Source organism: Gracilibacillus caseinilyticus (assembly GCF_022919115.1).
Taxonomy (GTDB): domain Bacteria; phylum Bacillota; class Bacilli; order Bacillales; family Amphibacillaceae; genus Gracilibacillus; species Gracilibacillus caseinilyticus.
In genome coordinates this window covers 2,911,752-2,925,455 of sequence record NZ_CP095072.1, presented here as the reverse complement: position 1 = coordinate 2,925,455, position 13,704 = coordinate 2,911,752, and the positions used below count along the sequence as shown (strand labels likewise).

Genomic DNA, 13,704 nt, shown 5'->3' with positions numbered 1-13,704 from the left:
CCATAGCCATATGAAATATAATTACTCCAGGTACAAGTTAACGATATTACAACAAAAACAACATCACAAACTACTCTCCGTTCAAATTCCAAAAGTGCAGACCGAAATCACAAATATTATTAACATTTTTTTCTAATCTCTTTTAACTTATCGAACAGAACGGATAAAAGCAATACTTTTTTTACAAATTACCAGATAAAAAAGCCACCGACACTACGATGTCGATGACTCCTTTTCTTAACTTTATTTTAACACGAAGGAAGTTCCCATATCCGTCAAACTGTCCCTTCCTGCATATACAATAAACTCTCCTGGATCACTTTTGTATGTCATATCGGAATGATAATAACGAAAGTCTTCTTCTGACAGGACAAAGGTAATTTCCTTTTCCTCACCAGGCAAAAACTCTACTTTTTGGAATCCCTTTAATTCCTTCACCGGACGAACCACCTCACCAATGACATCCTGTACATACAACTGCACCACTTCTTTTCCAGTTAGCTCACCGGAATTTCTAACAGAAACAGTGATCGTTAATTCAGCATCTTTTGTCAAAACATCTGTTGAGAGCTGCACGTCACCATATTCAAAGCTGGTATAGCTTAGACCGTATCCAAATGGGAATAACGGTCCGTTTGGGCTATCCAAATATTGTGACACGTATCTCTCCTGTGCATCTGGCGCTCCTTTTGGTCTTCCTGTGGAGTAATGGTTATAATAGACTGGTATTTGCCCTGCTGAATGCGGGATCGACATCGATAATTTTCCAGAAAAATTCTCGTCGCCATAGATCAAATCCGCAATCGCCTGCCCTCCTTCCGTTCCAGGGAACCAAGCTTCCACGACAGCATCTGAATTTTCGATAACTCCGTGTAAATCCAGAGGTCGGCCATTAAATAAAACGGTGACGATTGGTTTACCTAATTTTTTCAGTTCTGTGATTAAGCTTAATTGTGGTTCTGGCAATTTAATATTCGTTCGTGAACCTGCTTCACCGCTCATAAGTGGGTCTTCCCCTACAGCAACGATTACTACATCTGCTTGAGCTGCTTTTTGTTTCGCATCTTCAAAACCATTTTCTATTTCGTCTTCAATACGACATCCCTCTGCGAAAAACACTTCATTTTCAGCTTTACCTTTCATTGCTTCTAGCATTGTGATGGAATCGTCTTTTGACCCTAACCAAGACCATTGCCCTAGAATATTCCCGCTGTCAGCATAAGGTCCGATAAGCGCGACTTTCTGAGTGCAGTCTAATGGGAGGACCTGTTCATTTTTCAATAAGACTGTTGATTCTACTGCTAATTCTCTTGCCGATGCTCGGTGCTGATCTGAAAGTATTATTTCTTTTTCTAATTGTTCATCAGCACCTCTATACGGATTTTCAAACAAGCCTAATTCTTCTTTTAACTTTAAAATACGTAATACCGCTTCATCAATGATCGCTTCCGATAGCATGCTATTTTCAACATATTCTTTTAAATAGCTGGAATAACAGTCAGTCATCATTTCAATGTCTGTTCCAGCAAGGACCGCCTTTAATCCAGCTTCCCCTTTATCTGCTGCAACACCATGCGCGATTAATTCTTTAACAGCCCCCCAATCAGAAATCACGACTCCATCGAATTGCCATTGCTCACGCAAGACATCTCTCATTAAAGTCTGGTTCGCAGTTGCCGGAATGCCGTCAATGACATTAAAAGAAGACATCACCATTTTACAGCCTTGATCCAAAGCGGCTTTGTACGCTGGTAAATAGATTTCGTGCAATTGGCGATCAGACATATTAACCGTATTGTAATCACGTCCTCCTTCCACCGCACCGTAACCAGCGAAATGCTTCACACATGCAGCCACACGTTCTAAATCATTCGCTACATCCTCTCCTTGAAAACCACGGACTTGCGCTTTAGCAAACAAACTGTTCAGCAAAGGATCCTCACCTGTTGTTTCCGTTACTCGCCCCCATCTTGGATCCCTTACTAAATCTACCATCGGCGCAAAAGTTACATGGATACCAGATACAGCTGATTCTAATGCCGCGATTCGCGCACTGTCTTCTGCAAGCTCAAGATTCCACGAGCAACCAATCGCTAAAGGAATAGGAAAGATGGTTTTATAACCATGTACCACATCAGACATAAACAAAAGCGGTATACTGAGGCGATTTTCCGCTAAATGTTGTTCTTGAATAGATTTTATATTTCTCGCTCCAGATGCACCGAGTACGGAACCTGCATTCCGTATATTATCATCTTCTACTTCCATATTCATCATTGGTCCTGTAATGGCTCCTGCATCCTCTGCGCCTTTAAAAAAAGGAGCAGCCAATTGAGTTAATTGATCGATTTTCTCTTGCAAGGTCATTTGCTCTAATAGATGTTGGATGTTTTTCATCCTGTTACCTCCTCCAAAAAATCAGTATGTAATCCTTTACATTCTATTACTACTATAAAACATAATTCGAAACGTTTCAACACTTGTTTGTAAAATTAATTAAATAACAATTAATAGTTAATACATAATGTAAATCATTAAAAATAAATTTTTTTACAAAAAACTTGAAACCGATTACATCTTGTTTTATAATGGATTTGTCGAAACGTTTCAACAAACTATTACATGTTGAGGTGATAGGTCACAAAGTTTTTTACATTATGTACGAAAATCTATCAATAGGAGTGATCAAATTGTTAACCACTAAAAAGCTGATGTTAGCGTTAATGTTTGGTTTCATTTTATTTGTTGCTGCATGTTCTGATGATTCGACAACGGAAGGAGGATCATCGGATGAAAATACGATTACAGTCTGGACAATGTCGAAAGCTTTAAAAGATTTTGTTCCACAATATGAAGAAGAAGCTGGTGTCAACGTTGATGTCCAGGTCATTCCTTGGGACAATGCGCATGATAAGTTATTAACTGCTGTTGCGTCTGGAGAAGGTCCGGATGTATTACAAATTGGTACCACATGGGTTGCAGAATTCGCAGAGGCTAGTACATTTCTCGACCTGACAGAGTATCTGGATGATTATGATAATCTTGCTGATGACAATTTTTATGAGAGCGCAATAGGTACGACGAAATATAAAGAGCAAACGATTGGTATTCCATGGTATGTCGATACGAGGGCATTATTCTATCGTACGGATATTTTAGCGGATGTTGGCTACCCGGAAGGTCCGGCTACTTGGGATGAAATGATTAATGCATCAAGACAATTAGCCGCTCGCGGGGATGAACAGTATGCAATTGATTTACCTACCACCGATCCACAGTTCCCTTTTATTCTTGCTTGGGAACAAGGATGGAATTATGAAATCGGAAACGGTGCAGACAACTTCCAATCAAAAGGATTTAAAGAAGCAATTGAATTGCACCATTTATTCTATGAAGAAGAATTATCCCAAACAGGTGAAGGCAAGGAATTTTTCCAAGCCTTTTCTGACGGCTCTAAACCAATGTTCATTAGCGGACCATGGGATATCGGAATGATCAAGGAACGCGCACCGGATATTGAAGGAAAATGGGATGTGCGTCTGATGCCATCCGCAGAAAATAACAAATCAATGATGGGCGGTGCACACCTTTCTATCTTCCATAATTCCGAAAAAGTCGACAAGTCCCTTGATTTCATCAATTGGATGGCAGATCCAGAAACACAGGTGGAATGGTATAAAGCAAATAGTGAATTACCTGCCAATTTAAGTGCATGGGAAGATCCGGCACTGGCTGACGATGAAATGGTAAGTACATTCGGGGAACAACTGAAATCAACACAACCATTACCGTTAATTCCAGAATACGAGCGTCTAGGTCAGGAAATATTGACCTCTTTAGAAGAAATTAATCGTGGAGGAGCGGATATTGATCAAGCGCTCGAAGAATTTCAGACAAAAGCTGCGGAGATTTTAGACAGATAACCGGGAAGTTGCGAGGGGTTTCCTCGCAACATACCAGGTAGATCCACGAGAGGAGGAAATCGAATGAAGTCCAAGTGGACACCGTTTCTATTTATTGGCCCAGCGGTTTTGCTGTTAATCATTTTTTCATTTGTACCGATCTTAATTGCATTCGGCATTAGCTTTACGGATACCAATTTAATCGGATTGGCAAATTGGTCCAAAATAAATGTTATCGCTTTTGATAACTATGCCGACCTGTTTAGTGATAAGAAATTTCTTGAATCTATTGGTAACACCATATTTTATGTCATTATCGGGGTTCCGTTAGCAGTTGGAAGCTCCTTTATGATTGCCTTTTTCCTCAATCTGATAGGAAGCTGGCTGGCATCTACCTTTCGAGTGATTTATTACGTACCATCCGTTACTAATATTGTCGCCATCGCTGTTGTTTGGGGATTTCTTTATAATCAGGAATACGGCTTATTCAATTACCTCTTATCGTTAGTCGATATTGACAAAGTCCCCTGGTTAGAAGATCCTCTTGTGGCTAAATTGTCACTGATTCTTCTGGCCGTTTGGAAGAGTAATGGCGTGAGCATGCTTATCTTTCTGGCAGCACTGCAGGCAATTCCTAGGGTATATTATGAAGCGGCGGACATTGATGGCGCCAACAGATGGCAGAAATTAATCAAGATCACCATTCCATCAATGAGTTTTGCTACTTTCTTTGTGACGGTCACTACACTAATCGGCTGGCTGCAGTTCTTTGAAGAGCCGTTCGTGATGACAGATGGTGGACCTTTAAATGGTACTAACTCAATTGCATTGTTTATTTATCAGGAAGGGTTCCAATATAACGAATTTGGATATGGTGCTGCCGCTTCGTTTATCTTATTTGCGATCATCATTGTCGCAACCCTTGTTCAATTTAAATTCAGAAAATCAGACCAAACACTGTGAGGTGAACAATTGTGTATATACGAAATAAATTGGAAAAAACAATTGTACTTGCCATTATGACAGTTGGCGGATTGCTCGTCTCGCTTCCATTCATCTGGATGGTGTTAAGTTCATTCAAAACAGAGCGGGAAGTACTGAGCATTCCCCCTACCCTTTTTCCACAGGATCCAACGATAGAGCATTACGTCCATTTATTTCAAAACTTGAATTTTGATGTCTATTTAATCAATACTCTGATTATCGTCGCATGTTCGATGATTGGCTTATTTTTAAACACAATGGCAGGTTACGGCTTTGGGAAATTTCAGTTCAAAGGTAAGGAGGCCTGGTTTATTGTCGTGTTACTTACAATGATGCTGCCCGGTCAAGTGACGATGATCCCGACCTATTTACTATTAAATGAAATGGGTTTAACCAATACAATGAGCGGGATTATCCTGCCCGGTTTGATTGCCGCTTTTAACATTTTCTTAATCCGACAGTTTATGGTAACCATTCCAGACGATCTAATAGAGGCAGCGCGCTTGGATGGCGCTGGTGAATTTTACATTTTCACCAGGATAATCATTCCACTATCGATGCCGATATTAGCAGTTCAGGTGATCTTAACCTTTATCGGTGCATGGAACAGTTTCCTATGGCCACTGATTGTCGCCAATGATGAAGCATTGTACACGTTATCCGTCGGACTTGCATTATTGCAGGATCAGAATGTAACCAATTATGGACTGCAAATGGCAGGTTCTACATTCATGGTACTGCCGATTCTTATCATTTTTACTATCTTCCAGAAATACATCATCGAAGGCTTTAATGTATCTGGAATTAAATAAAGCCCTTAAAAATCTATTCCAAATAACGTAATATAGGTAATATATTGTGTAGTGATGGAGGAAAGACAATGGCAACGATTAAAGATGTAGCAAAATTAGCAGGTGTGGCAGTATCCACTGCCTCCTATGCACTTAATAACAGTAAACGCATTAGTACAGCGACGAAGGAGCGAGTCGAAGAAGCAGCAAGACAACTCAACTATAAGAAAAATGGTATCGCTTCTGATTTAAAAAGAACCAAAACAAATACGATTGCATTGATTCTCAGTGATTTATCCGGCCCATATTATTCGGAATTGATTAAAGGAGTACAAGATGTGACCACTGCCAACGGCTTTGATTTGATTGCATGCAGTTCCATCGGTGATCAACAATCGACAGCAGTCAAATTCCTGAAGGAAAAACGGGTCGATGGTGCGATAATACTCGCCCACAACATTAGTGACGCGATTACAATCGAATCAGCACAAGCTGGTTTTCCCGTGATTGTTCTCGACCGGGACTTAATAGATGAAAATGTTTACCATGTTGAAGTAGATAATACAGAAGGCGGTTTCATCGCAACAGAATGTCTCATTAAGCACGGTCACGAAAATATTGCTTATATTGGCGGACCTAGTGCCTCGCTTGATAACCAGAAACGATTCGATGGCTACAAACAGGCGTTGGAGCAATATCAACTGCCTAGTCATTCAAAATGGAACTCAATTGGATATTTCACCAAAGAAGGTGGATATAAAGCAACGAAATTATTAATCGCCCAAGGGGAACTGCCTGATGCGATTTTTTATGGGAATGATGAAATGGCAATAGGTGGTTTACAAGCTTTCCAGGAGAAAAATATTCGGATACCGGAGGATATCTCGATTATCGGCTTTGATGACATTCAATTGGCTGAATACGTACACCCGCCTTTAACCACGATCAAACAACCAAAGTATGAGGTAGGTGCTTTAGCTGTACATCTCATTTTTCAACTATTAGAAGGAAAGAATATTAACAGCCATTACAAATTATCAACTGAGTTAATCGAACGAAAATCCGTTATGCTAAAAAAACAATAAAAAAGGGTGATAGCTCTTGCAAAAAGAAATGATATTTACCGGTGGTTCCACCCCTCTCCCCTATCTCGTCCATGTACCAGATCGATATATATTGGAAGGACCGTGTAAATATCCGCTATTGCTTTTTTTACACGGTGCGGGCGAACGTGGTTATGATTTGGCGTTACTGAAGCAACATGGACTGCCAAAACTTTTAGATCAAAAGGATTTTCACGACTTCCCATTTGTGACAGTGTCACCTCAATGTCCGCAGGATTCTTACTGGACAGAGCATCTAACAGATTTGAAGCTGTTCATAGATTTTATTACAAACGAATATGAGATTGATGTCAACAGCATCTGCTTAACAGGCATGAGTATGGGAGGAATCGGAGCCTGGAATTTGGCACTGCAATACCCTGACCTTTTTCACGCTATGGCACCTGTATGTGGTTCCATCACCCTTCCCACTCACCGAAAAGGGTCATTTCATGAGATTTATTCAGAAGAGCAGGTGCAGCATGCATTAGTCAAACTAAAGCATTTGCCGATTTGGGCATTTCACGGCGCCCTGGATGAAGTGGTTCCGATTGATGAAACGAAACAGATCGTGACTAATCTTCAACAACTTGGTGCCAATGTTCAACTCACCGTTTATCCGGAGGTAGGACATGATTCGTGGGTTGCGGCATATGAAACGAAAGAACTTTACTGGTGGTTATATAACACATAGATCAAAATGTGAACGAATACATTCATTGAAATGGAGGCAAATCATGCGTGTATTATTGTTAGATTTAGATTCTACGAGAGCTGATCATTTAGGATGTTACGGATATCATCGTGAGACAACACCGAATATCGACCGTATTGCCAATGAAGGAGTACGCTTTACGAATTATTACACAACAGACGCACCTTGTGCACCATCCAGAAACGCGCTTATGACCGGCCAATTCGGTATCCATACTGGAAATATCGGTCATGGCGGCACTGCCGGAGATATGAGGATAGAAGGTAAAGAGCGAGAGTTTCACGACCGATTAAAATCTGATAGTTTTCCAACTATTTTCCGCCGTAACGGTATGAAAACAGCACTTATCAGTCCATTTGCAGAACGACATGCTTCCTGGCAATTTTATGCCGGCTTCACCGAAATGTATAACACGGGAAAAACCGGTGATGAGTCGGCTGAAGAAATCACTCCCATTGTATTAGATTGGCTCGAACGTAATAGTGGAGAGGAAGATTGGTTTTTGTATGTAAATTATTGGGATCCTCATACTCCATACCGGGCACCGGAAGATTACGGTAATCCCTTTGAAAATGAGTCGCTTCCAGCTTGGTTATCGGAAGATGTACTAAAGCAGCATTTACAAAGTATTGGTCCACATTCTGCCAGAGAAATCAATATGTATGATAACTATGATAACCCATCCTTTCCTCGTCATCCAGGTGAGATTACCGATATGGCAGGACTAAGAAGAGTGATCGATGGATATGATACTGGATTACGTTATATGGACGACCATATAGGAGAAATTTTCAATCAAATGGATAAAGCGAACATTTTAGAAGATACGGTGATTATCATAACCGCAGATCATGGTGAAAACCTGGGCGAACTTGGCATATATGCAGAACATGGTACAGCTGACCAAATGACTTGTCGTTTACCAATGATTATTCGATGGCCAGGTTTACAAGCAAATCATGTTGATGATGGCCTTCATTATCATCTGGACCTGTTACCCACTATTGCAGATCTATTGGAAGAGGAACAGCGCCCGACCTGGGACGGACAAAGCTATGCTTCGGTCCTGAGAAACGGTAGCTCCGCTGATCGAGCGTTTTTGGTCTTCTCCCAAAATGCCCATGTCTGTCAACGAAGTGTCCGCTTTGACAACTGGCTATATATTCGCACGTACCACGACGGCTTTCACCTGTTTGATAAGGAAATGCTGTTTGATCTCGATAATGATCCTTATGAACAACACAACCTGGCTGAAGAACGTCGAGATTTATGTAAAGATGCCGTCTACCTTCTGAACCAATGGCATGATGATATGATGTTCACGATGAAGTACGATACAGATCCGATGTGGACAGTGATGAAAGAAGGCGGACCGTATCATGCCAAAACCGAAGATTTAATCCGCTACCTCAGCCACTTACGGAAAACCGGAAGAGCAGAGGGTGCTGAACAGCTGGAGCAGAAATATGCGAATGAACTTGCTTCAAAAGGATATCTTAAAAGTGACAACTAAATCGTGAAGTAGGTAAGGGTATTCTCATATGGGATGCCCTTTTTTGTGTACTCGAAGCAGGTAGAAATGATTGCCCTTATCTTTTATAATGATATAGAAGAAGGAGGTGCAGGAATGTATACCCTTTTGTTATTTTTGTTCATTTTATTCGTAGGCTATCTGCTAATTATTTTAGGGATCAGCGTTTATCTCCCATCCATTGCTATTAGTCTAATGTTAGCTTTGATGATAAGAGCTGTCTATCTATTGCACCATATACACAAAAAATTCATAAATGAAAATAAATCCATAAGTGACCGGATATTGGAGAAAAGGGACAAATGACAAGGCATGATTCATAACAATGCACCTTTACTTCAGGGAAACGATGAGCTTTATATCGTTATATGATTTTCATCTAACTGTGGCTAGAAATGATGGTAATCCCGGGTTCTCACTTATGTTCATACAAAAACCGCAAGGACTCCTATTATTTGGTCCTTGCGGTTAAGTTGTGTCATTCATATTCTATTTTTGCTTTTCGTCCTGTGCTCCCCACCAGGAAACATTTTTTAATCCTTCTACATTCTTATAGTGGAACACCGGGTCTTTGCCTTGTTTTTTCTGTTGCGTGTAATCGCGCAATACATCGAACGCAATTTTACTTAATAACAGAATAGCAATCAAGTTAACCACTGCCATCATTGCCATGAATAAGTCTGCCATATTCCATACCAATTGAATCGAAGCAAGTGATCCGAACATAACCATCGCTAGTACTACTACTCGGTAAACATTAAGCCATACCCCTTTTGGATTCATAAAGCTCACATTTGTTTCACCATAGTAATAGTTCCCGATCACGGAACTGAATGCAAAGAAGAAAATCACAAGCGCCAGGAAGATCGATGCCCATTCCCCTACTTGCGCACTGAGAGCAACTTGTGTTAACTGGATACCATCAGCTGACGATTGACCAACATTATCGTACAGAATAATAATAAACGCGGTTAAACTACAAATGACAATCGTATCAAAAAATACAGCCAGAGATTGAACTAAACCTTGCTTAACCGGGTGATTGACGCCTGCTGTAGCCGCTGCGTTAGGCGCACTACCCATACCGGCTTCATTAGAGAATAGTCCTCGGCGAATACCATACATCATTGCGGCACCCGCTCCCCCACCAAACACTTCTTCTAATCCGAAAGCGTTTTTGATGATTAGCATAAAAATCTCTGGTAACGCCGTAATATTTGTGAATACAACGTAAAAACCAACAGCCATATAAATAACAGCCATGATTGGCACAAGTACTCCCGATACAGTTGCAATACGTTTAATGCCACCAAAAATAATAATACCTGCCAAAATCACTAATACAATACCTGTCCACACTTTATCGATGTTAAATGCTTCTTCTACAGCAGCAGATATTGTGTTCGCCTGAACGGCATTAAAAATAAATCCGAATGTAAACGTGATTAAGATGGAAAATAAAATCCCCATCCATTTTTGACCCAAAGCTTTCTCCATATAATAAGCTGGTCCGCCACGAAAACCGTCTTTATCCGGCACCTTGTATACCTGTGCAAGCGTACTTTCGATAAAGGCTGTTGCCATACCTACTAATGCAATTATCCACATCCAAAATACAGCGCCCGGACCACCAAGTGCAACAGCTAATGCGACACCTGCCAAGTTACCGGTTCCAACTCTTGATGCAATCGAAATACTAAATGCCTGGAATGCATTGGTACCTTTTTTACCACTCTGTTCAACCGCTTCCTCTGAAAGAACACGAAACATGTCTCCGAATAATCGGAACTGAACGAATTTAGAACGTAACGTAAAAAATAATCCGGCTCCAATTAATAAATAAATCAGAACGTAATCCCATAAAACTAAATTTCCCCATTCAACAATTTTGGAGGCAATTTGTTCAGTAGTACTCATGTTGATAAACCCCTTTCTTCGTTTTGCAAAACATATACCCCAAAAAGTTCAATATATTACATTTTGAATCAAAAAACAAGTAAATCCCTTATCCTTTTTCTGGATAAGGGATATGTAGCTACTTCGATACAGCTGATTCTTCAACCATTCGATTCGCTACCTCTTCAGTAAATTCAATGGTTGTTTTAGGAATGAATGTTTTCATGACGCCGTTTACCATTGGTCCTAGGATACCGTTGGCTGTGATCGTCAAACTTCCTGTCACATCTGTATGTTTTCCATCTTCAGCATTTGCCTTAAAACATCCTTCACCGACAATGTTTTTACTTTTATCCTGTAAAGAAAAGCTGACACAATTTGGTTTTTCCCATTTGGTAATAGTAATATAGAGCGTAATTGTTTTGTGGATTTTCGCTACTTCGCCTTTAAATTTCCAGACAGAGCGATAATCATCTTGCACACGATGCTCGATATAACCAGGAACTAAATCGGCCCATTTCTCGAAATCACTGACAAAATCCCACACTTTTCCGATCGGTAAGTCTAGCTGCACAAAATGTGTTCCACTCGGCATAAAATAAATCCCTCCTCATCATTTCATATGATCAAAGAACAAAAATCATGCATAATACCTTCACAGCAGGTTGCGTCTTGTGGGGCACGGGAGTCTCCGCATATTTCCTGCGCTTCAGTGAAGTGCTACAATTTTTGGAACAGCTAAAAGCAGTTGTACTAGGCATTATACATGATTTAATCAAGTATGGATAAAACTCAAAATGCTATCTCTTACATTAGTTGTAGAGCGAAACAATAACGTAGGCCAACCACGTAGACTCGAGGCCACTGAAAAAGTCCATAAAAATTTGCAACAGGAAAATCGAATCCCAAAATTCATGCAAAATATCATATTAAAGTGGTAGATTGAAACCACTTTTAACATGTTTATAGCTATCTATGTAGGAGAATTAATTTCCATAATATGTTTTACAGTGATCTCCGTAGACTCCCGCGGGACGTGCAGGTGCTGAAGCAGGTCGCAAAGTGGTTGGCCGGAGCGATATCCCAGCACACACACTATATCAAAATGGTCCCAATGCTATATATAATCCGTATTATAGCTAGTTTTTCTAAGGAAAGATAAATTTTTTCATACTTAACAAAAAAAGGTTCTGATCCTTAAATGATCAGAACCCTTTTTAAATTACTTTAAAAGCGAATTAAGAAGTATTTCTTTTTACCTCGTCTGATGATCGTGAATTTATCTTCAATACGATCCTGTTCTGTTAATTGATGGGTTAATTCCTGGTTACGGATACCGTTGATGTAAATCGCTCCATTTTTAATATCCTCACGCGCCTGACGCTTGGATGAAGAAATACCTGCTTCAACTAGGAGCTCAATTAACGCTATCTCTTTATTTTCAATCGTAACAGACGGCACATCCTTAAACCCTTGTTCGATTTCTGCTGCATTTAAACTGCTCAGTTCTCCACTAAATAGAGCTTCCGTAATTTTCTGAGCCTGTTTCAGTGCTTCTTCGCCATGAATCAATTTAGTCATTTCTTCTGCTAAACGTTTGTGTGGGATACGCTTTTCAGGTGCTTCAGCTAACTCTTTCTCCAATGCTTCTATCTCATCAAAGTCGATAAAGGTGAAGTATTTAATAAAACGAAGGACATCTCGATCATCGGTATTAATCCAAAACTGGTAGAATTCGTACGGTGTTGTTTTTTCCGGATCCAGCCATACAGCTCCACCTGCTGTCTTACCGAATTTCGTACCATCACTTTTCGTAATCAACGGCACAGTCAATCCGTATACTTCTGCCTCTTCCTCGCTTTGCTCAAAACGCTTGCGACGAATTAATTCCATTCCCGCAGTAATATTACCCCATTGATCACTACCACCAAGCTGTAACGTACAATTTTCTTTTTCGTATAAATTCAAGAAGTCGATCGATTGTAACATCATGTAACTGAACTCAGTAAAGGAAATACCATTCTCCAACCTTGACTCCACCGAATCTTTAGCCAGCATGTAATTAATGCTGAAATGCTTCCCGATATCTCTCAAAAATTCAATGATCGTCATCGTCGACAGCCATTCATGATTATTACGGGCCACTGCACTGTTTTCACCTTGGTCAAAATTCAGAACACCTGTAAGCTGCTCTTTAATCTTATTACTAAAACCTTTTACCACTTCAGGACTGTTTAAAGAACGTTCGGTTGACCGACCACTTGGATCACCAATAAGACCAGTACCTCCACCAATTAAAGCAATGGGTCTGTGACCTGCTTTTTGGAATCTTTTTAGCATTAATACCGGTACTAAATGGCCAATATGCAAGCTGTCAGCTGTCGGGTCAAAGCCAGCGTACAGCGTCACAATGTTATTCTCTAAATGCTTGCGCAATCCTTCATCATCTGTTGTTTGCTGAATTAAATCTCGTTTAGCCAATTCGTCTAAAATATGCATGCTATCTACTCCTTTTTTTAACAATAAAAAAACTCCTCCCTCCAGTAAGGGACGAGTTAATTCGCGGTACCACCCTCGTTACAGCTCCTTTAGAACTGTCACTTAAGGACTTAACGACAGAGACCTGCCGTCTTCATTCATCATGAAGAAACTCCGGAACGTAATTCACAGTCAGATTATCTACTGACTCACACCAACCGTCAGCTCGCTGAAAAAGGGAATCTACTGCTACTTCAAACCATCATCATTTTTGCTAATGTTTCATTGTTATTACATTAATAGC

At 40.2% G+C, this 13,704-nt stretch carries 10 protein-coding genes and 1 other annotated feature; of the genes, 6 read left to right on the top strand and 4 right to left on the bottom strand.

All coding sequences use genetic code 11. From position 1 onward, the window contains the following. Positions 1–243: 243 nt before the first annotated feature. Complete coding sequence (locus tag MUN88_RS13715; protein ID WP_244715957.1) at positions 244–2,397, bottom strand: glycoside hydrolase family 3 N-terminal domain-containing protein; 2,154 nt, start codon at positions 2,395–2,397, stop codon at positions 244–246. 293 nt (positions 2,398–2,690) lie between these two features. Here MUN88_RS13715 and MUN88_RS13710 point away from each other — a divergent pair, with 293 nt between their 5' ends. The 6 genes from MUN88_RS13710 to MUN88_RS13685 all read left to right on the top strand — a co-directional run bounded on the left by MUN88_RS13710 (position 2,691) and on the right by MUN88_RS13685 (position 9,008). Then, on the top strand, positions 2,691–3,923 hold the full coding sequence (locus MUN88_RS13710) for an extracellular solute-binding protein (RefSeq protein WP_244715955.1): 1,233 nt from the start codon (positions 2,691–2,693) through the stop codon (positions 3,921–3,923). Between the two features lie 63 nt (positions 3,924–3,986). Beyond that, a complete protein-coding gene (locus MUN88_RS13705; protein WP_244715953.1) occupies positions 3,987–4,865 on the top strand; it encodes a carbohydrate ABC transporter permease in 879 nt (292 codons plus the stop codon). Between the two features lie 56 nt (positions 4,866–4,921). After that, on the top strand, positions 4,922–5,698 hold the full coding sequence (locus tag MUN88_RS13700; RefSeq protein WP_244724532.1) for a carbohydrate ABC transporter permease: 777 nt from the start codon (positions 4,922–4,924) through the stop codon (positions 5,696–5,698). Positions 5,699–5,766: 68 nt separating this feature from the next. Next, on the top strand, positions 5,767–6,762 hold the full coding sequence (locus MUN88_RS13695) for a LacI family DNA-binding transcriptional regulator (protein ID WP_244715951.1): 996 nt from the start codon (positions 5,767–5,769) through the stop codon (positions 6,760–6,762). Positions 6,763–6,778: 16 nt separating this feature from the next. Continuing rightward, positions 6,779–7,474 (top strand): carboxylesterase family protein, encoded by a 696-nt coding sequence (locus tag MUN88_RS13690; protein ID WP_244715949.1) that lies wholly within the window; start codon positions 6,779–6,781, stop codon positions 7,472–7,474. Positions 7,475–7,517: 43 nt separating this feature from the next. Then, on the top strand, positions 7,518–9,008 hold the full coding sequence (locus MUN88_RS13685) for a sulfatase family protein (RefSeq protein WP_244715947.1): 1,491 nt from the start codon (positions 7,518–7,520) through the stop codon (positions 9,006–9,008). Between the two features lie 507 nt (positions 9,009–9,515). Here MUN88_RS13685 and MUN88_RS13680 read toward each other — a convergent pair. The 3 genes from MUN88_RS13680 to tyrS all read right to left on the bottom strand — a co-directional run bounded on the left by MUN88_RS13680 (position 9,516) and on the right by tyrS (position 13,421). Further along, positions 9,516–10,943 (bottom strand): alanine/glycine:cation symporter family protein, encoded by a 1,428-nt coding sequence (locus MUN88_RS13680; protein WP_244715945.1) that lies wholly within the window; start codon positions 10,941–10,943, stop codon positions 9,516–9,518. A 118-nt stretch (positions 10,944–11,061) separates the two neighbouring features. Next, positions 11,062–11,517, bottom strand: a complete 456-nt coding sequence (locus MUN88_RS13675; RefSeq protein WP_244715943.1) for an SRPBCC family protein — start codon at positions 11,515–11,517, stop codon at positions 11,062–11,064. Between the two features lie 632 nt (positions 11,518–12,149). Further along, positions 12,150–13,421 carry a tyrosine--tRNA ligase gene (tyrS, locus tag MUN88_RS13670; RefSeq protein WP_244724530.1) on the bottom strand — a complete coding sequence of 424 codons (1,272 nt, stop codon included), beginning with the start codon at positions 13,419–13,421 and terminating at the stop codon, positions 12,150–12,152. Between the two features lie 44 nt (positions 13,422–13,465). After that, positions 13,466–13,675, bottom strand: a binding site (T-box leader). Positions 13,676–13,704: the final 29 nt, after the last annotated feature.

Coding starts and splice junctions, on each gene's coding strand:
- MUN88_RS13675 (WP_244715943.1), bottom strand. CDS start 11,517: ATGCCGAGTGGAACACATTTTGTGCAGCTAGACTTACCGATCGGAAAA.
- MUN88_RS13700 (WP_244724532.1), top strand. CDS start 4,922: ATGACAGTTGGCGGATTGCTCGTCTCGCTTCCATTCATCTGGATGGTG.
- MUN88_RS13685 (WP_244715947.1), top strand. CDS start 7,518: ATGCGTGTATTATTGTTAGATTTAGATTCTACGAGAGCTGATCATTTA.
- MUN88_RS13680 (WP_244715945.1), bottom strand. CDS start 10,943: ATGAGTACTACTGAACAAATTGCCTCCAAAATTGTTGAATGGGGAAAT.
- MUN88_RS13715 (WP_244715957.1), bottom strand. CDS start 2,397: ATGAAAAACATCCAACATCTATTAGAGCAAATGACCTTGCAAGAGAAA.
- MUN88_RS13705 (WP_244715953.1), top strand. CDS start 3,987: ATGAAGTCCAAGTGGACACCGTTTCTATTTATTGGCCCAGCGGTTTTG.
- tyrS (WP_244724530.1), bottom strand. CDS start 13,421: ATGCATATTTTAGACGAATTGGCTAAACGAGATTTAATTCAGCAAACA.
- MUN88_RS13695 (WP_244715951.1), top strand. CDS start 5,767: ATGGCAACGATTAAAGATGTAGCAAAATTAGCAGGTGTGGCAGTATCC.